The sequence below is a fragment of the Amycolatopsis sp. NBC_01307 genome (genome assembly GCF_035975215.1).
In the GTDB taxonomy this organism is placed as follows: Bacteria; Actinomycetota; Actinomycetes; order Mycobacteriales; family Pseudonocardiaceae; genus Amycolatopsis.
The window spans coordinates 9,982,704-10,002,928 of sequence record NZ_CP108403.1 but is presented as its reverse complement, the minus strand read 5'-3'; the positions used below and the strand labels follow the sequence as shown (position 1 = coordinate 10,002,928).

17 protein-coding genes and 2 tRNA genes are annotated in these 20,225 nt (G+C 69.7%); 7 read left to right on the top strand and 12 right to left on the bottom strand.

Translation table 11 applies throughout. From position 1 onward, the window contains the following. Positions 1 to 83 precede the first annotated feature (83 nt). Positions 84 to 1,418, top strand: a complete 1,335-nt coding sequence (locus OG439_RS45095) for an acyltransferase family protein (RefSeq protein WP_326946457.1) — start codon at positions 84 to 86, stop codon at positions 1,416 to 1,418. A gap of 61 nt (positions 1,419 to 1,479) precedes the next feature. Here OG439_RS45095 and OG439_RS45090 read toward each other — a convergent pair whose 3' ends face one another. The 8 genes from OG439_RS45090 to OG439_RS45055 all read right to left on the bottom strand — a co-directional run bounded on the left by OG439_RS45090 (position 1,480) and on the right by OG439_RS45055 (position 7,435). Next, on the bottom strand, positions 1,480 to 2,376 hold the full coding sequence (locus OG439_RS45090) for an amidohydrolase family protein (protein ID WP_247061281.1): 897 nt from the start codon (positions 2,374 to 2,376) through the stop codon (positions 1,480 to 1,482). After that, complete coding sequence (smpB, locus tag OG439_RS45085; protein ID WP_247061279.1) at positions 2,373 to 2,855, bottom strand: SsrA-binding protein SmpB; 483 nt, start codon at positions 2,853 to 2,855, stop codon at positions 2,373 to 2,375. Before smpB ends, OG439_RS45090 begins: the two co-directional genes overlap by 4 nt. A gap of 57 nt (positions 2,856 to 2,912) precedes the next feature. Further along, the gene (ftsX, locus tag OG439_RS45080; protein WP_326946456.1) at positions 2,913 to 3,806 is read right to left on the bottom strand and encodes a permease-like cell division protein FtsX; all 894 of its coding nucleotides are present in this window, start codon (positions 3,804 to 3,806) and stop codon (positions 2,913 to 2,915) included. Between the two features lie 45 nt (positions 3,807 to 3,851). After that, positions 3,852 to 4,541, bottom strand: coding sequence for a cell division ATP-binding protein FtsE (ftsE, locus tag OG439_RS45075; RefSeq protein ID WP_247061275.1), 690 nt, complete (start codon positions 4,539 to 4,541; stop codon positions 3,852 to 3,854). 111 nt (positions 4,542 to 4,652) lie between these two features. Further along, on the bottom strand, positions 4,653 to 5,756 hold the full coding sequence (gene prfB, locus OG439_RS45070) for a peptide chain release factor 2 (RefSeq protein WP_247061274.1): 1,104 nt from the start codon (positions 5,754 to 5,756) through the stop codon (positions 4,653 to 4,655). 64 nt (positions 5,757 to 5,820) lie between these two features. Further along, positions 5,821 to 6,321, bottom strand: a complete 501-nt coding sequence (locus OG439_RS45065; protein WP_247061271.1) for a PadR family transcriptional regulator — start codon at positions 6,319 to 6,321, stop codon at positions 5,821 to 5,823. A gap of 380 nt (positions 6,322 to 6,701) precedes the next feature. Further along, a tRNA-Met gene (locus tag OG439_RS45060) sits at positions 6,702 to 6,778 on the bottom strand. Between the two features lie 78 nt (positions 6,779 to 6,856). Further along, positions 6,857 to 7,435, bottom strand: a complete 579-nt coding sequence (locus OG439_RS45055) for a TetR/AcrR family transcriptional regulator C-terminal domain-containing protein (RefSeq protein ID WP_326946455.1) — start codon at positions 7,433 to 7,435, stop codon at positions 6,857 to 6,859. 92 nt (positions 7,436 to 7,527) lie between these two features. On the opposite strand from OG439_RS45055, the gene OG439_RS45050 reads away from it, so the two are divergent. After that, positions 7,528 to 8,949: an FAD-dependent monooxygenase gene (locus OG439_RS45050; RefSeq protein ID WP_326946454.1), complete on the top strand. Its 1,422-nt coding sequence runs from the start codon at positions 7,528 to 7,530 to the stop codon at positions 8,947 to 8,949. 132 nt (positions 8,950 to 9,081) lie between these two features. Here OG439_RS45050 and OG439_RS45045 read toward each other — a convergent pair. Further along, positions 9,082 to 9,155 (bottom strand) — tRNA-Met (locus tag OG439_RS45045). Between the two features lie 66 nt (positions 9,156 to 9,221). Further along, positions 9,222 to 12,221: a UPF0182 family protein gene (locus tag OG439_RS45040; protein WP_326946453.1), complete on the bottom strand. Its 3,000-nt coding sequence runs from the start codon at positions 12,219 to 12,221 to the stop codon at positions 9,222 to 9,224. Between the two features lie 152 nt (positions 12,222 to 12,373). Here OG439_RS45040 and OG439_RS45035 point away from each other — a divergent pair, with 152 nt between their 5' ends. Continuing rightward, complete coding sequence (locus OG439_RS45035; RefSeq protein WP_326946452.1) at positions 12,374 to 12,925, top strand: PPA1309 family protein; 552 nt, start codon at positions 12,374 to 12,376, stop codon at positions 12,923 to 12,925. A gap of 22 nt (positions 12,926 to 12,947) precedes the next feature. Here the strand turns inward: OG439_RS45035 and OG439_RS45030 are convergent, their stop codons facing one another. Further along, complete coding sequence (locus OG439_RS45030) at positions 12,948 to 14,054, bottom strand: YlbL family protein (RefSeq protein WP_326946451.1); 1,107 nt, start codon at positions 14,052 to 14,054, stop codon at positions 12,948 to 12,950. A 101-nt stretch (positions 14,055 to 14,155) separates the two neighbouring features. Between OG439_RS45030 and OG439_RS45025 the strand changes: the two genes are divergently transcribed. Then, a complete protein-coding gene (locus OG439_RS45025) occupies positions 14,156 to 15,526 on the top strand; it encodes a zinc-dependent metalloprotease (RefSeq protein WP_326946450.1) in 1,371 nt (456 codons plus the stop codon). 453 nt (positions 15,527 to 15,979) lie between these two features. Here the strand turns inward: OG439_RS45025 and OG439_RS45020 are convergent, their stop codons facing one another. Further along, positions 15,980 to 16,489 (bottom strand): M48 metallopeptidase family protein, encoded by a 510-nt coding sequence (locus tag OG439_RS45020; RefSeq protein WP_326946449.1) that lies wholly within the window; start codon positions 16,487 to 16,489, stop codon positions 15,980 to 15,982. Between the two features lie 230 nt (positions 16,490 to 16,719). Between OG439_RS45020 and OG439_RS45015 the strand changes: the two genes are divergently transcribed. The 3 genes from OG439_RS45015 to OG439_RS45005 all read left to right on the top strand — a co-directional run bounded on the left by OG439_RS45015 (position 16,720) and on the right by OG439_RS45005 (position 20,217). Then, entirely contained in the window at positions 16,720 to 17,766 is a 1,047-nt protein-coding gene (locus OG439_RS45015; RefSeq protein WP_326946448.1) for a hypothetical protein, read from the top strand. 60 nt (positions 17,767 to 17,826) lie between these two features. Beyond that, positions 17,827 to 19,167, top strand: a complete 1,341-nt coding sequence (locus OG439_RS45010) for an ABC1 kinase family protein (RefSeq protein WP_326946447.1) — start codon at positions 17,827 to 17,829, stop codon at positions 19,165 to 19,167. Between the two features lie 162 nt (positions 19,168 to 19,329). Continuing rightward, positions 19,330 to 20,217 (top strand): hypothetical protein, encoded by an 888-nt coding sequence (locus OG439_RS45005; protein WP_326951782.1) that lies wholly within the window; start codon positions 19,330 to 19,332, stop codon positions 20,215 to 20,217. Positions 20,218 to 20,225: the final 8 nt, after the last annotated feature.

Sequence of the window (20,225 nt, the reverse complement as noted above, 5' to 3'; positions counted from 1 at the left end):
GCTCCGGCTGGGGGTGAACAGGACCCCGAAGAGGGCGGTCAGCACCGCTGTTCCAGCAGGTCGAAGCGGCCAAGCTCTACTGCATGCAGACAAGCCAGGGGGTCGCACGAGGCGGCCGGGACAGGTTTCTCGACGTCGTCCGGGCGGGGGCCATCCTCGCCGTCATCGCCCAGCACTGGGTCATGCCGGTGCTCTCCTACTCCGGCGGGCAGCTCGCCACCGGCAACGCGCTGGCGACGCCGGGCTGGTGGGTCGTCACCTGGCTGTCGCAGGTGATGCCGCTGGTCTTCTTTGCCGGGGGCGCCGCCAACCTCATCTCGCTGCGCCGCGCGGACTCCCCGCGCCAGTGGCTCGCCGCGCGGATCCGGCGCCTGATGGTGCCGGTGCTGCCGCTGCTGGCCGTCTGGCTGGTCGTGCCGGACTTCCTGCGCGGCCTGGGCATCCCGCCGCAGCCGTTGCAGGTCGCCAGCGCGATCGCCGCGCAGCTGCTGTGGTTCCTCGCGGTGTACGTACTGGTCGTGCTGCTCACGCCGGTGATGGTCGCCGCGCACCGCCGCTGGGGCCTCAAGGTGCCGCTGGTGATGGCGGTGGCGGGCGTGCTCGTCGACGTCGCGCGCTTCAACGACCTCGGCTACATCGGTTACGCCAACGCGATCTTCGTCTGGGTCGCGGTGCACCAGCTCGGCTTCCACTACGTCGAAGGCCGGCTCGGTTCGCTGACCCGCCGCGGCGCGCTGACGCTGTCCGCCGCCGGCTTCGGCGTCACCGCGCTGATGGTCGCGTTCGGCCCGTACCCGGCCAGCATGATCGGCATGCCGGGTGCGCCGGTGTCGAACATGAGCCCGCCGACCGTGCTGCTCGCGTTCCTCGCCGTCGGCCAGATCGGCCTGCTGCTCGCCTTCCGCCCGCAGCTCAACGCGCTCGCCGAGCGGCCGGGCGTCGGCACCGCGCTCAGCTGGCTCGGTGCGCGGTTCATGACCGTCTACCTGTGGCACATGCCGGCGCTGATCGTGGTGGCGGGCGTGACGGTGTACGGCCTCGGCTACGAAACCCCGGCGCCGGGCACGGTGCTCTGGCTGGTCATGGCGCCCGCGTGGTTCGCGGTGTGCGGCATGGTGCTGCTGGGCCTGCTGCGGCTGTTCGCCCACTTCGAGACCCAGCGCGACACGGTCGCGGTGACGGCGAAGCTGCCGCAGCTGATCGTGGCCGGGCTGATGGTGTCGGGTGGCCTGCTCGGCCTCGCCGCCCACGGTTTCGCGCCGCTGTCGGACGGCATCGTGCACGGCCCGGTGCCGTGGGTGCTGCTCGCGACGGCCGGCTTCCTCTTGGCGGGCAAGCACATCCCGGCGACGGACCTGGGCACCCGCCTGCTGGGCCGCGCGGTCGCCGTCAGCGAACAGGCGACCATCAGGCACTGAGGCCAAAGCCGTGAAGGCCTCCTTCCCGGCCATAAGAGCCGGTAAGGAGGCCTTCACGGCTTTAGGCGTTGAGCAGGCGCAGCGGGGTGTCGTGGAGTACGGCCCGCAGGAACGGCTCCCCCAGGCGATCGTCGGCCGCCCAGCCGGCGATCGCCTGCAGCTGGGTCGCGTAGGAGTACGGGATGTTCGGGAAGTCGGTGCCCAGCACCACGCGGTCGGCGACGTCCGCCAGCCGCGACGTCCAGTCCGCTGGCAGCGGCGACATCGCCTGGGCGAACGGCACGCCGACCATCGTGGTGTCGAGGTGCACCCGCGGGTACTTGGCGAGCAGCTCGAACGCGGCGCCGAACTCCGGCATCGCCGCGTGCGCGAGCACCGCCGTCAGCCGCGGGTGCCGGGCCAAGACCTCTTCGAAGACCTGCAACCCGGTGAAGTCGCCCCGCAACGGACCGTGTCCACAGTGGACGACCACCGGCACGCCCGCGTCGGCCAGCGCGCCCCACACCGGCGTCAGGTGCTCGTCACGCGGGTCGTACGCGCCGACCTGCACGTGCGCCTTGAACACCTGTGCACCCGCCCGCAACGCACCGTCCACAGCGGACCCCGCGCCCGGCTCCGGGTAGAACGTGCCGGTCGGCACCGCGTCCGGCACGCGCGACGCGAACTCGAGCGCCCACTCCGTCAGCCACTGCGCCATCCCCGGCTTGTGCGGGTAGACCAGCGGCGCGAACCGCTGGACCCCCAGCGTCTTCAGGGTGGCGATCCGGTCCTGCTCGTCGGTGCGGTAGTGCACCGGCCACTCGGTGCCGTAGTGCGTCGTGGCCCGGTCGAAGTACGCCCAGACCTTGTCCATCACCGGTTTCGGCAGGAAGTGGACGTGCAGGTCGACCAGGCCCGGCAGGCCGAGCGACGCCGTCCAGCGGGCGACGTCGGCGTCGTCGGCGGGCCCGGCCGTCACTCCGTGAACCGGCCCTTCAGCGCGCGGCCCATGGCCTTGCTGATGTCCCGTTCCGCGTCCCGCTTGGCGAGCGTTTGCCGCTTGTCGTAGGCCTTCTTGCCCTTCGCGAGGGCGATCTCGACCTTGACCTTGCCGTCCTTGAAGTACATCGACAGCGGCACCAGCGAGAGCCCGCTCTCCTTGGTCTTGCCGATGAGCTTCTCGATCTCGCGGCGGTGCAGCAGCAGCTTCCGGGTGCGTCGCGGCGTGTGGTTGGTCCACGTGCCTTGCGTGTACTCCGGGATGTGCACGTTGCGCAGCCAGACCTCGCCGTCGTCGACGGTCGCGAACGCGTCGGCCAGCGACGCCTTGCCCTCGCGCAGGCTCTTGACCTCGGTCCCGACGAGCACGAGACCGCACTCGTAGGTGTCGAGGATGGAGTAATCGTGCCGAGCCTTGCGGTTCGACACGATCACCTTCTGGCCAAGTTCCTTGGGCATACGACCACTCTACGTGATGACCTGGGCAACAAGCAGCTGCCTTTTCGGACGGACGCGCTAGTGCCGGACGTACAGGCGCAGCGTCACGTAACCGGTGAGAGCGGAGATCAGCACGGACACCCCGAGCAGGATCGGCGCGACCGGGAACAGCAGTTCCAGCATGGTGATCTTCGGGAACACGTCGCCGGTGAACACCGAGTCCAGGAAGCCGGCCTTGGTGATGATCAGCATGATGATCCCGAGGATCGCGCCGACCGCGCCGGCGACCACCGCCTCCAGGAGGAACGGCAGCTGCGTGTACCACCGCGTCGCGCCGACGAGCCGCATGATGCCGACCTCCGTGCGCCGCGTGAACGCGGACACCTGGATCGTGTTGGCGATCAGCAGCAGGGCGGCGATGGCCATGATGAGCGCCGCGCCGAAGGCCATGTTCCGGACGCCGTTGAAGGCGTTGAACACGCGGTCGAGGAACTTCTTCTGGTCGTCGACCTTCCGCACGCCCGGTTTGGTGCTGTAGGCCTGCACGATCGACTCGCTGCGGTCCGGGTCCTTCAGCTTCACGTGCAGCGAAGCGGGCAGCGAAGCGGGGCCGGTGAGGGCGACCAGCTCGGGCTGGCTCTCGAAGATCTTCCTGAACCGGTCGTAGGCCTGGTCGCGGTTCTCGAACACGACCGACTCGACGCCGTCGTTGCCCTGCAGGTCCGAGCGCAGCGACTCGCACAGCGACTGGGTGCAGTTCTTGTCGTTCGCGCTGATGTCGTCGGTGAGGTAGACCGAAACCTCGACGTCGGCGAGGAAGTTGGACTTCATCTTGTCGATCGTCCGCACGGCCAGCAGGCCGCCGCCGAGCATGGCGAGCGACACGGCCGTGGTCAGCATCATCGCGATGGTCATCGTGATGTTCCGGCGCAGACCGGTGATTACCTCACTGAAGACGAAACTGGCGCGCATGTCGGGTGCAGGTCCTTGGGGTCGGGGGCGTGCGGGGGTGGGCGGTCAGCGGCCGATGCCGTAGACGCCGCGGGCGTCGTCGCGGACCACCCGGCCGAGCTGCAGCTCGACGACGCGGCGGCGCATGGAGTCGACGATGCCGTGGTCGTGGGTCGCCATCAGGACGGTCGTGCCGGTGCGGTTGATCCGCTCCAGCAGCAGCATGATGTCCTGGCTGGTGTCGGGGTCCAGGTTCCCGGTCGGTTCGTCGGCGAGCAGCACCAGCGGCCGGTTCACGAACGCGCGAGCGATCGCCACGCGCTGTTGCTCACCACCGGAGAGCTCGTTGGGCAGCCGGTCCGCCTTGCCGTCGAGGCCGACGAGCTCCAGCACCTCGGGGACGACCTTCTTGATGGTCGGGCCGGGCTTGCCGATGACCTCGAGGGCGAACGCGACGTTCTCGGCGACGGTCTTGTTGGCCAGCAGGCGGAAGTCCTGGAACACGCAGCCGATGGTCTGCCGCAGGCGGGGAACCCGGCGGCGGGCCAGCTTGGCGACGTCGAAGTTGGACACCACCACGCGACCCTTGCTCGGCGTCTCTTCGCGCAGCAGCAGCCGGAGGAAGGTCGACTTCCCCGATCCCGAGGGACCGATCAGGAAGACGAACTCACCCTTTTCGATGTCGACGGACACCCGCTCGAGCGCGGGCCGCGTCGAGGTCTTGTAGACCTTGGAAACCTCTTCGAGCCGGATCACGATTCGGCATACTACCCACCGGTCTCGTGAAGCCCCGGTTGCCCGGGCCACCCGGGTGGAGCAAGGGGCGTTTGCGCACGGTGAGCGGTCACGCGAACACCCCTTGCACCGTTAAACGGCCGCGGACTGCTTCCGCCAGCGGATGCCGGCGTCGAGGAACCCGTCGATCTCGCCGTCGAGCACCGCGGACGGGTTGCCGACCTCGAACTCGGTCCGCAGGTCCTTGACCATCTGGTACGGGTGCAGCACGTAGGAGCGCATCTGGTTGCCCCAGCTGGAGCCGCCGTCCTTGAGCGCGTCCATCTCGGCGCGCTCTTCTTCCTTCTTGCGCAGCATCAGCCGGGCCTGGAGGACCTTGAGCGCGGCGGCCTTGTTCTGCAGCTGCGACTTCTCGTTCTGGCAGGAGACGACGATGCCGGTCGGCAGGTGCGTGATGCGCACCGCGGAGTCGGTCGTGTTGACGCTCTGGCCGCCGGGGCCGGACGAGCGGTAGACGTCGACGCGGATGTCCTTCTCCGCGATGTCGACGTGGTCGACCTCTTCGACCTCGGGCAGCACCTCGACGTGCGCGAACGACGTCTGGCGGCGGCCCTGGTTGTCGAACGGCGAGATCCGGACGAGCCGGTGGGTACCCTGCTCGACCGAGAGGGTGCCGTAGACGTAGGGGGCGGTCACCGTGAACGTCGCCGACTTGATCCCCGCCTCTTCGGCGTAGGAGATGTCGTAGACGTTGGTCGGGTAGCCGTGGCGCTCGGCCCAGCGCATGTACATCCGGAGCAGCATCTCGGCGAAGTCCGCGGCGTCGACGCCGCCGGCCTCGGAGCGGATGGTGACGACGGCGTTGCGGTCGTCGTACTCGCCGGAGAGCAGGGTGCGGACCTCGAGGCCGTCGATGGCCTTGCCCAGTTCGGTCAGCTCGCCCTCGGCCTCGCCCATGCTGCCGGCGTCACCCTCGTCGCCGGCGAGCTCGTACAGCACGCCCAGGTCGTCGAGCCGCTGGCGCAGGTCGTTGACCCGCCGCAGCTCGCTCTGCCGGTGGGAGAGCTGGCTGGTCACCTTCTGCGCCGCTTCGGGGTCGTCCCAGAGGTTGGGGCTCGAAGCCTGCTGCTCCAGGTCGGCCACCTGCGCGCGCAACGCGTCGAGGTCCATCACCGACTCGATCTGCGTCAGCTTGCCGGTCAGGTCCTTCAATGCCGCGTCGAACTCATCACTCACGTTTGTCGAGGTTACGGCAAAACCCACGACCGGTCGCGAGCACCGGTCGTGGGCGGGGTCAACCTCAGGCCGACGGGATGGCGTCGAGCAGCTTCAGGGCGGCCTTGGCCTGAGCCTGAGCGAACTCGGCGACGGCCTTTTCGTAGGGCCCCTCGGCCGACTTCGTGGCCGTCTTCGCGTCGTCGAGCTGCTGGCCGTAGCTGGTGCGCGCCGACTCGAGCAGCGACCCGCGCTGCTTGGCCGTCAACGAACCGGCGTGCACGAGCCGCAGGATCAGCGGGCTGCGCAGGTGGTCGGGACCGGCCTCGGACGTCAGCCAGGTCTTGAAGGCCTTCTTGCCGGCGGCGGTGATCAGGTACTGCTGACTGGAGCGCGGGCCCTGCTTGCCGAGCCGGACGAGACCTTCCTTGGACAGCGCCGGGAGCTCCCGGTACACCTGGCTGCGGGTGACGCTGAAGAAGGCACCGAAGCGCTCACCGGCGCCCGCGACGAGCTGCCCGCCGGTGGCGGGACCGTCGTGGAGCAGACCGAGCAGGGCGGCGGCTGTTGCATTCAATTCGGACACGCCCTCTACATTCCCACTTATCCGCGCCTGTGTCCACAGTGGTCAGCGGATCTGTCCATTGTGGCTAGTGAGATCCCCTCGTTCGGCCCAATCCGCTCTGGTCCACAGTGGACCCCGGACACGCAGCGCTACCACGGTGACCACGCATTGGTCCGACCAGCCGCATCCGGACGGTGGTGACAACCACCAGGCAGGTGAGTTCGCCGGGCGGCCGTCCCCGCTTGGCCCACAGTGGACACGCACCGCAACCATCGGGAACGAGAGCCCGGCTGGCGGAATTCGTAGCGATTCGACAGTTTCACGGAAAAGTCGGCGGCGAAAGTCGTACGAACATGACAAAAAGAGGCGCGTTCCCGGTTTCCCGAGAACGCGCCTCCTGGTGGTAGCGGGGACAGGATTTGAACCTGCGACCTCTGGGTTATGAGCCCAGCGAGCTACCGAGCTGCTCCACCCCGCGCCGTTGTGGTACTTGGGAAAGATTACACGGCGCGTTCAAGGCGTTCACAGGGGGGTCCCAAAACTCGCTGACCAGGCGTTATGCCAGCCCGAGCCAGCCGCGGGCGCCGCCGAGGACGATCTCCAGGCCGTCCTCGAACCGCGCGTCGACGTCGGTGAGCACGGAGCCGCCGGGCGCACCCCGGTAGCGCTCGTCCAGCTGCCCCGGCATCGGGTAGACGGCCTGCTCTTCGATGGTGAACCCGACGACGAAGCTGTAGACGGTGAAGAGCACCTGGTCCGCCCGCCGCGCGTCCAGCCCGGCGTCGATGCTCCGGCGGAACGCGTGCTCGCCGACCAGGCTCAGGTCGCCGAGGTAGGTCCCGGCGAAGACCTTCCCGCCGTCGCGGTAGGCCAGCATCATCCGGCGCGCCGCCCGGGCGCGGTAGGCGACGGTCTCCCACTCCCCCAGCGGCTCCGGCGGCTCCCGGTCGGCGTCGGCGTACATCTGCGTCGCCATCTCGTCGAGCAGCTCCTGCTTGTTCTTCAGGTGCCAGTAGAGCGCCGGCGCCTTGACGCCGAGCTCGGTCGCGATGAGCCGCAGCGTGAGGCCGTTCAGGCCGACCTCGTTGAGCAACTTGAGCCCGGCACGGGCGATGTCCCGCCTGGTCAGGGCCATGTCCACGATCTCCTCAGCGTCCGAACTTGACAGCTTAACGATGTTAAGGGCATCCTCGGGGCACGTCAATTTAACGTTGTTAAGGGGATCTCATGGACGAGCTGACGACAGCGGTGGTCGTCGCCGGGGCGGGGCCGACCGGGCTGATGCTGGCGAACGAGCTGGCACTGGCCGGAGTGGACGTCGTGGTGCTGGAGCGCCTGGCGGAGCGGACGGGGTTGTCGAAGGCCCTGAACCTCCAGCCGCGCACCGCGGAGGTGCTGGACCTGCGCGGCCTGCTGGGCCGGGCGGAGCGGCGGTCGTTCGCGACGGTGGGCGAAGGCCACTTCGCGATGATCCCGGTGAGCTACGCCGGCTGGGACACGCGCCACCCGTACCAGCTGGGCATCCCCCAGGCCCAAGTGGAGGCGGCCCTGGAGGAGCGGCTGGCCGAGCAGGGCGTGAAGGTCCTCAGAGGCCAGGAGCTGAAGGAGTTCACCCAGGACGAACAGGTCGTCACGGTCACCACAGCCACGACGAGAATCCGAGCGTCCTACCTGGTGGGCTGCGACGGCGGCCGAAGCGCGGTCCGCAAAGCGCTGAACCTCCCGTTCGAAGGCATCGACGGCCGCGGCCACGGAGTGGTGGCGGACGTCCGTTTCGCGGCCACCCCGTCAGGAGCCCAGAGCGAGTGGCGGTCGATGCGCAACATCGTCACCACGGACGGCATCGGCAAGTACACGGGCCTGATCCCGCTGTCGGAACCGAACCTGTACCGCCTGGCCTACGGAGACCGCCTGAACCGCCCGGCAAACCTCCGAGCGGAGGTGACGGACGAAGAAGTCCGCGACGTGATCACCAAGACGTACGGCGCGGAGACGAAGGTCGAAGAGATCCGCTGGGCATCCCGCTTCGGAGACGACTCGAGACTGGCCGCAAAGTACCGCGTAGGCCGAGTACTACTGGCAGGCGACGCAGCCCACACACACTTCCCAGCAGGAGGCCAGGGCCTCAACCTGGGCGTCCAAGACGCCATGAACCTGGGCTGGAAACTGGCAGCAACCCTGAAAGGCACGGGCCACAAGGACCTACTGGACACCTACGAACAAGAACGCCGCCCAGTAGCAGAGGCGGTAGTACAAAACGTAGCGGCCCAGTCAGCCCTGATCCCCTCAACCCCAGAACTTTTGGCGCTACGAAAGCTCTTCCGAGCAATGTCCGAACTCCCACAAGCCCAACATTACTTGTCAGGCTTGGTATCAGGCCTGAGCATCACCTACAAAGCCCCCGAGAACGCCCACCCGGCAACAGGAACCCGCCTACCAGACTTCAAAACCAAGACAGGCAACGCAAGCGACTGGTTCCACAAGGGAAAGTTCGTCCTACTGACAACAACCGAAACAGAAAGCCCCCACCCAGACGTCAGGGTGGCCGCAGTAGACAAACTCCCCTGGCCAGACGTAACAAGGGCCCTGATCCGCCCAGACGGCTACGTAGCAAACACAACGGGAGAAACAGAGCCGTGGCTGACCTGACAACCTGACCACCCGAAGGGGGGTCCAGGGGCGGCGAAGCCCCCCTGGCGGGGGTCTGGGGGTTCGACCCCCAGGGGAAATGCGAAGGAGGCCCGGCTCGCGCTTTCCGCGAGCACAGGCCTCCCACATCCGTAGCGGGGACAGGATTTGAACCTGCGACCTCTGGGTTATGAGCCCAGCGAGCTACCGAGCTGCTCCACCCCGCGTCGTGTTCCCTACTTTACGCCCTGGTTTCGGGCGGGCGCAAAGCAGGGTCACTTAGGACGTCGACCTCACCCGCCGGGCTGGCTGGTGGGTGTGGTGCTGGGTGTCGCGCTGGGCGTGGTGGCCGGTTGTGCCTTGGCCGACTGGTAGGCCTTCGCGGCCGCGTCGAGGGCGGCCAGTGCCGCGCCTTGGTCGGCGAAGTTGCCGGATTTCTGGGCGGCTTGGAGTTTGACGATGGCCGATTCGATGTCGGCGGCGGCCCTGTCGAGGGCCGCGTTGCCGCCGCCGGTGTTGGGCGGTGTGGTCGTCGGCGTGGTCGGCGTGGTCGTCGGCTGGCCGGACTGGGGCGGCGTGGTGGTGGCCGCTCCGGTGCCGGTGCCGAAGACCTGGTCGAGGGCTTCCTGGAGGGTCGCGCCGTAGCCGACCTTGGGTCCGTACGAGACGAGGACGCGGGCCAGCTGTGGATAGCTGTTCTGGTTGCGCTGCCGGATGTAGACGGGTTCGACGTAGAGGAACCCTTCGGCGACCGGGAGCGTGATCAGGTTGCCGTAGATCGGGATGACGTTGGGGTTGTTGAACAGGGTCCGGTCCTGCGCGACGCGTGGATCGCTCTGGAACCGGTTCTGGACTTGGACCGGGCCGTCGACCTGGGTGGCTCCGGTGGCCGCGCTGGGTAGCTGGAGGACGCGGATCTTGCCGTAGTCGACCGGGTCGGAGGACACCGACATCCAGGACGCGAGGTACTGGCGTTGGAGGCCGGTGAGCGAGCTGGTCAGCTGGAAGGTCGGCTGGGTCTGGCCCGGGGTGTCCGCGAGGACGTAGTACCCGGGCTGGTTGGCGGCGCCGGCCGCGGCGGGGTTGGCGCCGCCTTCCGCGGTCGGGTCCTGCGGGACGCTCCAGAAGGCCTGCTGGGAGTAGAACTCCTGCGGGTTGCTCACGTGGTAGCGGGACAGGAGCTCGCGCTGGATCTTGAAGAGGTCTTCGGGGTAGCGGAAGTGGGCTCGCAGGTCCTCGGAGATCGCGGAGCTGGGCTTCACGAGTCCGGGGAAGACCTTCTCCCAGGCGTTGAGGACCGGTTCCTTGTCGTCGATCGAATACAGGTTCACGGTGCCGTTGAAGGCGTCGACCGTGGCCTTGACCGAGTTCCGGATGTAGTTGATGGAGCTGTTGCCCTGACGGGCGACGCCGTTGAGGGAGTCGTTGGTGGCCGCGCCGAGCTGCGTCTGCTGCGAGTACGGGAAGTTGTTGATGGTGGTGTAGCCGTCGATGATCCACTGGATCTTGCCGTCGACGACCGCCGGGTACGGGTCGCCGTCGAGGGTCAGCCACGGCGCGACCTTGCTGACGCGGTCGCGCGGGTCGCGGTTGTACATGATCTTCGAGTTGTCGCCGATGGCGTCGGAGAACAGGATGTTCCGTTCGCCGTACTCGGCGGCGAAGGCCAGGCGGTTGAACCAGTTGTCGATCGAGACGCCGCCGGTGCCCTTGTACGTGTAGCGGTCGGTGGCGGTGTCGTACTCGCCGGGCGCGTTGCCCGAGGTGCCGCCGACGATGGCGTAGTCGGAGTCCGCGGCGGACAGCTCGCCGTAGTAGATCCGGGGTTCCTTGACCTCGATGCCGGGGGCGCTCCCGTTGGCGCCGGCGCCGGTCGGGTTCTGGGTGTCGCTGGTGGTGGCGATCGGGTAGCCGCCGTCGGAGTTGGCGTCCTTGACCGCGCGGTCGATCGTGTTGGCCGGCGCGGCGACGAAGCCGTTGCCGTGGGTGTAGACGAGGTGCTTGTTGATCCAGCTGGTCTGGTTGCCGGTCAGGCCCTCGGTCTTGATCTCCTTGGCCGCGACGATGTAGTCCTGCGTGGTGCCGCCGACGGTGTAGCGGTCGATGTCGAGCTTGGCCGGGAAGCCGTAGAAGTTCTCGCGGCCGACGCGCTGGGTGAAGGTGTCGGAGAGGACGTTCGGGTCGAGCAGCCGGATGTTCGACATCGTCCCGGTGTCGGACTTGACCTCGCTGGCGGTCGCGTCGGACTTGCCCGAGTACTGCTGGTACTGGACGTCGGTCAGGCCGAACGCCTTGCGGGTGGCGTCCATGTTGCGCTGGATGGACGTCGCTTCCTTCTCGTTCGCGTTCGGCTTCACCGAGAACTGGTCGAGGATGGCCGGCCAGGCGACGCCGACCAGGATGCTCGACAGGATCAGCAGGACGAGGGCGATGGCCGGCAGCTGCAGGTTGCGCAGGAACGCACCGGCGAAGAACGCGATCGCGCAGATCACCGAGATGCACAGCAGGATCAGCTTCGCGGGCAGGACCGCGTTCAGGTCGGTGTAGGTGGCGCCGATGAACAGCGGCGCGCCCCGGTCGGACAACAGCAGGTTGTACCGGTCGACGAAGTACTCCGCGGCCTTCAGCAGCACGAAGAGGCCGACCGTGATGGCGAGCTGCGCGCGGGTCGGGCCGGCGAGCTGGCCGCCCTTGCCGGCGAGGCGGATGCCGCCGAAGACGTAGTGCGAGATCAGTGCGCCGAAGAAGGAGATGACGACGGTGATGAACAGCCAGCCGAGCAGCCAGTTGAAGAACGGCAGGTCGAAGGCGTAGAAGCCGATGTCGTTGCCGAACTCGGGGTCGGTCTGGCCGAACGAGGTGCCGTTGAGGAACAGCTGCACCACCTGCCAGTCGCTTTGGGCCGACAGCCCGGCGATGAGGCCGGTGAGCACCGGGATGCCGATGCCGAAGAGGCGGATCCGGGCGACGATCGCGGAGCGGTAGCGCGCCAGCGGGTCGTCGGCGCCGGAGATCGGCACGAACACCGGCCGGGAGCGGTAGGCGATCATCAGGCTGATCGCGAGGGCCCCGCCGACGAGCAACCCGACGGCGAAGAAGAGCACGACGCGAGTGACCACCTGGGTGGTGAACACCGATCGCGCGCCGACCTCGCCGAACCACAGCCAGTCGACGTACGTGTCCAGCAGGCGGGCCCCCAGCAACAGCGCGAGCACGATCACCGCGGCGATGATGAGGAGGATCCGGCTGCGCCGGGACAGCTTCGGCAGGCTCACCGGGGGCCGAGTCGCCACGGTGCACGCTCCTGTCTTCGTGAATGCTTGTTACACGGAGACGCGTGCGCCTCCTGATGACCTAACTCTACGGATGCCGCAGGAAGTTCCCGGGACCCGCCCAAACCGGACTCGCGACCGCGTCGCGCGGGGGCGCCTGCCACCATGTGCGCATGAACGAACCGCACCCGGCCGTCCCCGGTGTCGCCGCACTCGCCCGTGAGATCGAGGAGTTCATGGCCGCGGCCGGCTGGGACCAGCCGCCCCAGCTGTTCGCGCTGGTGCCGACGGCGGCCCTGCTCGACGAGCAGCCGGAGCTGGCCGGGCAGCTGGACCGGGCCAACCCGCTGACGCCGGTGGCGCAGGAGGCCCTGCCCGAGGGCGACCTCGCCGAGGCGCTGGGCCGGATCGCCTGGCCCGACCTGGTCATCGGGTGCGCGCTGGCGCAGGAGATCATCGTGCTGCCGCCGGGCTCGGAGTCGGAGCTGCCCGACGTCGCCGAGGCGGACGCGGACAGCCTGCGCCGCGCCGCCGCCGACCACCCCCAGCGGACCGAAGCCCGGCTGGTGGCCGCGGTGCTGCGCGAGGGCGCGCGCTCGTGCGTCATGCGCCTGCGCGGGATCGGCACGGCCGAAGACGGCGACGAGTCCGTCGACGAGATCGTCGAAAGCCCGGACCTGGCCCCGAATCTGATCGAAGCGCTGAAGGCGACACTGATGCCCTGACGGCCGCTGGGTGCCCGGCCGCTCAGCACGACGCGGTCGGCCGTCCCGCCTTGAGGTTGGCCAGCTGGGCGAGCGCGTCGTCCAGTGTGGACACCTTGATGAGGTTCAGCCCGGACGGCGCGGTCGTCTTCGCTTCGGCGCAGTTGTGCTCGGGCACGAGGAAGTCGGTGGCCCCCGCCTCCCGGGCGCCGACGACCTTGAAGGAGATCCCGCCGATCGGGTCGACCTCACCCGTCTCGGTGATCTCGCCGGTGCCGGCGATGTGCCGCCCGGCCGCCAGGTCGCCGGGCCGGAGCCGGTCGATGATCGCCAGGGTGAACATCAGCCCGGCCGACGGGCCGCCGACGTCCTGCAGCGAGATCGTCACGTTGAACGGCGCGTCGGCCCGGTCGACCGCGGTGAGGCCGATGAAGCCCTCCTTGCGGTCGGGGCGCGAGGCGAGGGTGAGCGGCACCGTCCGCTCCGGCTGGCCGTCGGACTGGAAGGTGATCTGGACGGTCTGGCCGGGCAGGGTGCCGGCCAGCGCGGCCCGCACGTCCGCGGCCTCGACGACCTTCTTGTTGTTGACGGTGATCAGCTTGTCGCCGGGGGCCAGCACGTGGTCCGCGGGGCTGCCGGAGACGATCTCCTTCGCCAGCACCTTGACCGGGTAGCCGAGCTTGCGCAGCGCGGCGACCTGGGCGTTGGTCTGCGAGTCCTGCAGCTGCTGGATGTTCTCCTGCTTGACCTGCTCGTTGGTCTCGCCCGGCTTGAAGTACTCCTCGCGCGGCGCCAGCGCGTACCGGCCGCTCGCCCAGAAGCCGAGGCCCTGGAACAGGGTCACGCCGTCGTGCAGGGAGACGGTCGTCATCCGCAGCTCGCCGGTGGTCTGGAAGGTGTCGTGACCGGCGACCTGGATGACCGGGTTGCCCGCCGCGTCGCGACCGAGCGTGTCGTAGGTCGGGCCCGGGCTGATCGCCACGAACGGCACCGGCACGACCGAACCGAGCACCACGAACACCAGGAACAGCGAGCCGCTGACCACGAGCGTCCAGCCCCGGCGGGTCATCCGGCGGGCCTCTCCGGTCCGCTCCGGCGGCGTTTCCGGCGGGGTCGTCGCGGGGGCGGTCTCCTCGGAGGACTTGGTCACGCCCGACAGCGTACGGTGACCGTGTTCGCTTCTCGGTGAAGGCCACGCACATGGGTCCGGTTGACGCGCTTCGGGGCGCCCGACCCGCGTACGGTGGACCCATGAGCAAACCCCCGTTCGGCTTCGGACCTTCCGATCCCGACAAACGAGGTGAGAACGACCCCTCGGAGGGCGGGCAGCAGTCCGGCGCCGAGGCCTTCAACCAGCTCGGTCAGATGCTGAGCCAACTGGGCCAGATGCTCAGTCAGGCCGGTACTTCCAGCGGGCCGGTGAACTACGATCTCGCCAAGCAGATCGCCCTGCAGAACCTGGGCAGCGCAGGCAACACCGGCGAAAGCCGGCTCGGTTTCTCCGGCAGTGACGACTCGAACGCCGCCGTGCGTGACGCCGCCCACCTCGCGGAGATGTGGCTCGACCCGGCGACGTTCCTGCCCGCGGGCGCGACGTCGACGGTCGCCTGGTCGCCGCGCACCTGGGTGGAGAAGACGCTCCCCACGTGGCAGCGGCTCTGCGACCCGGTCGCCCAGCGGATCTCGGGCGCCTGGATGGAGGCGCTGCCCGAGGAGGCCAAGCAGGCCGCCGGCCCGTTGATGCAGATGATGGGGCAGATGGGCGGGATGGCCTTCGGCTCCCAGCTCGGCAACGCGCTGGCGCAACTCGCGTCGGAGATGCTGACGTCCTCCGAGATCGGCCTCCCGCTGGCACCTCCGGGGACATCGGCGCTGCTGCCGGCGAACATCGAGAAGTTCGCCGAGGGCCTGGAGCTGCCGAACAGCGAGATCCTCGTCTTCCTGGCCGCCCGCGAGGCGGCCCACCAGCGGCTCTTCACGCACGTGCCGTGGCTGCGCCAGCGGCTGCTGGCGACGGTCGAGGAGTTCGCCCACGGGATCTCGGTCGACACGTCGGCGCTGGAGTCCCTGGCCGGCCAGATCGACCCGTCGAACCCGGCGAGCATCGAAGAGGCCATGTCGTCCGGGCTGCTGGAGCCGCAGACGACGGAGGAGCAGAAGGGCGCGCTGAACCGCCTGGAGACGTTGCTCGCCCTGGTCGAGGGCTGGGTCGACGTGGTCGTGGCCGAGGCCGTCGGTGATCGGCTGCCGGGCGCGGACGCCCTGCGCGAGACCCTGCGCCGCCGCCGCGCGACGGGTGGTCCGGCGGAGCAGACGTTCGCCACCCTGGTGGGCCTGGAGCTGCGCCCCCGCCGCATGCGAGCGGCGTCGACGCTGTGGAACATGGTGGGCGAGCAGCACGGCATCGAGAAGCGCGACGCCCTCTGGTCCCACCCGGACCTGATGCCGACGGCCGAGGACCTCGACGAGCCCCTGGACTTCTCGGCCCGAGTCGGCCAGAGCGGCACAGCGGACGACCTGGACCCGATGGCCGAGCTGGAACGCACGGAGCGCGAAGAGCGCGAAAAGGCCGAGCCCCCGTCCACAGACACCGACACCGACACCCCAGACGACAAGAGCTGAGCTTCACACCAGACCGGGCGCCCCGCACCAGCGAGGCGCCCGGTTCTGCATCCAGCCCCAAGCCCCACCGCGTCGCCCCAAATCACCCGTGTCGACTCCCAATCACCGTGTCGACCCTCCAATCACGCGAGTCGACCTCCCCGTCACGCGAGTCGACCTTCGAATCACGCGAGTCGACCCCCTAAGCACGCGAGCCGACCCTCCAGGCACGCGAGCCGACCCTCCGAGTGCACGAGCCGACCCTCCAGGTACGCGAGTCGTCCGCCCAAGTACGCGAGTCGACCCCTCAGGTACGCGAACCCACCGCCCAGGCACGCCGGCCGACCGTCCGAGCGGAGAAACCGCCCCTTCAGACCTCGAGTTCGCCAACCCCGACCGCCGCCACGCCCCCAACGTCAACCGGGGTGACCCGCACCTGCGGATCACCCCGGTTCCGTCCAAACCGTCACCCGGTCAGTCCTCGGTGGAGATCCCCCACCCGGCGGCCGCCGACAGTCCTTCCAGGTACCCCATCGCGCGCTCCGCTTTCGGGTACCGCTGCACCAGCGCCCAGAACGCCGCGTCGTGCCCGGGCTCGCGCAGGTGCGCCAGCTCGTGCACCAGGACGTAGTCCAGGACCCACGGCGGGACCTTCCGCAGCCGGTCGCTGACCCGGATGGTCGCGTCGACCGGCGTGCAGGACGCCCACCGCGTGCGCATCGGCGGCACCCAGCGGACGCTCGCCGGCACCGCGGTGCCGCCCAGGTACTTGCCCGACAGCTGCGCGCAGCGCGCCAACAGGGCTTCGTCCGACGCCTTCGGGGACGCCGGCCGACGTGGTTCCGAGCGCTGCAGCTTGCGCTCCATCTCGGCGACCCAGTGTTTCTCCTCCGCCCTCGTCATCCGCGCCGGGATGAGCACGACGAGCGTGTCGTCGTTCCAGTACGCGGTGACCGTCCGGTGCCGGCGCTGGCTGCGCCGCACTTCGACCTTGTGTTCGGGTGTGTCCGACGAGGGGTTCTCGTCCCCTCGGCTCCTCAGTGAGGGCATCCGTGCTTCGACCACTCGACAACGGTAAGGCCACCCACCGACAACTCCGAGCTTCTTAAGGTCACAGACCCGAGTTATCCACAACTACCTCCACTTGTGGACAACTCGGCCGTTCCGGGTCCTTCCGAGGTCCGGGGGTCGCCGGCGGATGCGATTCTGCGGACATGCTGCTCTCCCCCGCGGACATGCCACCGGTCCCGCTGCCCGCCTTCCCGGCCCTGCTCCCGGGCCTGACCGTGCTGGAACGCGGCCCGGACGAGATCCAGATCGGCCTCGACCCGCGCCACGGCGTGGCCATCGAAGGCCTGCCCCCGAACCTCGTCACGCGGTTGCGGCTGCTCGACGGCCGGGCGCCCGTCGAGCGGATCCTGCTCGCCGAGAGCGAACACCGTGATCAGCTGCGCACGCTCCTGCTCCAGCTGACCGCCCTCGGCCTGGTCACCGAGGCCGGCGCGCCCGACAGCGCCGTGCTCCGCGGTGAGATCGGCCTGTGGTCGCTGCGGGCCCGCCACCACCAGGCCGCGCTGGCCGACCGGCGGCGCGCGACGGCGATCTCGGTCCAGGGTGACGGCCGCGTGGCGGTCGCCGTGGCCGTCCTGCTGGCCAACGCCGGGATCGGGCACATCGAGCCGCGTTTGCCCGGCGCGGTGACCGAGCACGACCTCGGCTCCGGCTTCACCGAGGCGGACCTGGGCCGGCCGCGGCGCCACGCGCTCGCCGACCTGATCCGCCGGATCGACGCGCGGGTGCGCGTCACGCGGCTCCACGACCGCTACCCCGATCTGGTGCTGCTCACCGACGCCATCGTGCCCGCGCCCGAGGTCGTCGCCGAGCTGATGGACGACGGCGTCCCCCACCTGGCGGTCCGCGTCCGCGACGGGACCGGCATCGTCGGGCCGCTGGTGGTGCCGGGCCGGAGTTCGTGCCTGCGCTGCGCCGACCTGCACCGGACCGACCTCGACCCGTGCTGGCCGCGCGTCGCCGGCCAGCTCGCCGGGCGGCACCAGCGGCCCGACCTCGGCGCGGTCCAGGCGTGCGCGTCGCTGGCCGTCGCGCAGTCCATGCGGCTGCTCTCCCCCGCCGAGCTGGCGCCGCCGTCGTGGAACGCGACCCTCGAGATCGACGCCTTCGACGGCCGCATCCGCCACCGCGGCTGGCCGCCGCACCCGAGGTGCGGGTGCGGTCCACCCGCGGCGCAACAGGAGACGTAGGCCACTAAGACGCCGCGAGCAGGCTGCGCGCGGACGCGTGCGCAAGGCAGAATCGACGAGGTGACCGACTTCCGCGACGCCGCCGATCGTGACACCGCGATGCCGAGCAAGGGTGCGGCCCGCACCGCCAAGCTCGCCAGCCTCCCGCTCGGGATGGCCGGACGGGCGGTCAGCGGCTGGGGCAAGCGGCTGGCCGGCCAGAGCGCGGAGCAGGTGAACGCCACGCTGTCGGCCAAGGCCGCCGAGCAGCTGTTCGAGGTGCTCGGCACGCTCAAGGGCGGGGCCATGAAGTTCGGCCAGGCGCTGAGCGTGTTCGAGGCCGCGGTGCCGGACGACATGGCGAAGCCCTACCGCGAGGCGCTGACGAAGCTGCAGGCCGCGGCGCCGCCGATGGCGGCCCGGCAGACCCACCGGGTCCTCGCCGAGCAGCTGGGCCGGACGTGGGCCGGCCGGTTCACCTCGTTCGACGACGAGCCGGCGGCGGCCGCGAGCATCGGCCAGGTGCACCGCGCGGTCTGGCACGACGGCCGCGAGGTCGCCGTCAAGGTCCAGTACCCGGGGGCCGACGAGGCGCTGCGCAGCGACCTGCGGCAGCTGCAGCGGTTCAGCAGGCTGTTCCAGGCGTTCGTGCCCGGCACCGAGGTCAAGCCGCTGCTGGCCGAGCTCGCCGCGCGGATGAACGAGGAGCTCGACTACCAGGCCGAGGCCCAGCACCAGCGGGCTTTCGCGAAGGCGTTCGACGGCGACCCCGGCATCCTGGTGCCGCGCGTCGTCGCCAGCGCGCCGAAGGTCGTCGTGACGGAGTGGGTCACCGGCACACCGCTGTCGAAGGTGATCGCCGACGGCGACCGCGAGACGCGGAACCTGGCCGGCCGGCTGCTGGCGGAGTTCCACTACTCGTCGCCCGAGCGCGTCCACCTGCTGCACTCGGACCCGCACCCGGGCAACTTCATGATCACCCCGGACGACAGGCTGTGCGTCATCGACTTCGGCGGCGTCGCACGGCTGCCCGAGGGCATCCCCCGCCACCTGGGCGAGATGACCCGGCTGGCCCTCGACGGCGAGTCCGCCGAGCTGATGCGCCTGCTGCGGGAGAACCGGTTCATCCGGCCGGACAGCGACCTGACCGCGGACGAGGTGCTCGGCTACCTGGCGCCGTTCACCGAGCCGCTGGCCGAGCCGACGTTCCACTTCACGCGCAAGTGGATGCAGCGGCAGGCGTGGCGGGTCGGCGACAGCCGCGGCAACGACTTCAAGGTCGGCCGCTCGCTCAACCTGCCGCCCGAGTACCTGATGATCCACCGGGTCACGGCGGGCTCGACGGGCATCCTCTGCCAGCTCGACGCGGAGATCCCGGCGCGGGGCATCGTGGAGCGCTGGCAGGCCGGTTTCGCCGGCTGAGTTGTCCACAGGCCGGGCCGCGAACGGGCGGATTCCGGCGAGTTGTCCACAGCTCGGGGAAACGGGGTTCCACCCGGTTGGCGGAGCGTTCATGCTCGATGCATGACCGCTACGCATCGCACCGATCCGCTCGCCCTCGGTAACCCCGGCACCGGCGAAGTGATGAACCTCGAACAGCTACGCAAGGCCGGGGTGTCCGATCGAAGAACCCGGCGGCTCTGCGGCCCCGGCGGGCCGTGGCGCCGCCTGCACCCCGGTGTCGTCCTGCTGCGCAACACCACGCCGACGCGGCAGCACCTGCTGCACGCCGCGATCGCGCGTTACGGGTCGAAGGTGGTGATCAGCGGCGCCGACGCCCTGCGGGCCCACGGCGTCAAGTGCCCGGCGGCCGGCGAGATCGAGCTGCTGGTGCCCGACTACTGCCGGGTGATGGCGAAGGCGGGCATCCACGCGACCCGCACGTCCCGGTTGCCGGACCCGGTGCTGGTGGACGGCCTGCCGTTCGCCCCACCGGCCCGCGCGGCGCTCGACCTGGCGCGGGCGGAACCCGACCCGGCGCAGATCCGGCAGCTGCTGACGCTGCCGCTCTACTGGGGGCTGTGCGACCGCCAGCAGCTGCTGGCGGAGCTGGAGGCGGGCCCGCAGCGCGGCTCATCGGCAGTCCGGAAAGTCCTGCGCCGCCTGGACGAAGGCCCGATCCGCGCGCACGGCCTGGCGGCGCGAGTACTGGACACAGCGCTGCTCCCACCGCCGAACTGGGACGTCACGATCTGCGACCGCCGAGGCCGCCGCATAGGCGAGGCCGACGCGTGGTGGGACGAGATCGGCTTGGCCTGGCAGTACCGCTGCGGCCCCAGCTCCCCGGGCGGCTTCACCCACCTGGCCTTGACGGCCACGGGAATCATCCTGGTCCGCTGCACGGTCCGGCAGCTACGCCAAGTCCCCCGCGACGTGGCGAAGGAGCTGGTCCAGGCCTACGGCGAGGCGTCAAGAACACCACGCCCCCGAGTCCGGGCACTGACCACACCACTGACCGGAGACGCAGCATGAACCCGGCA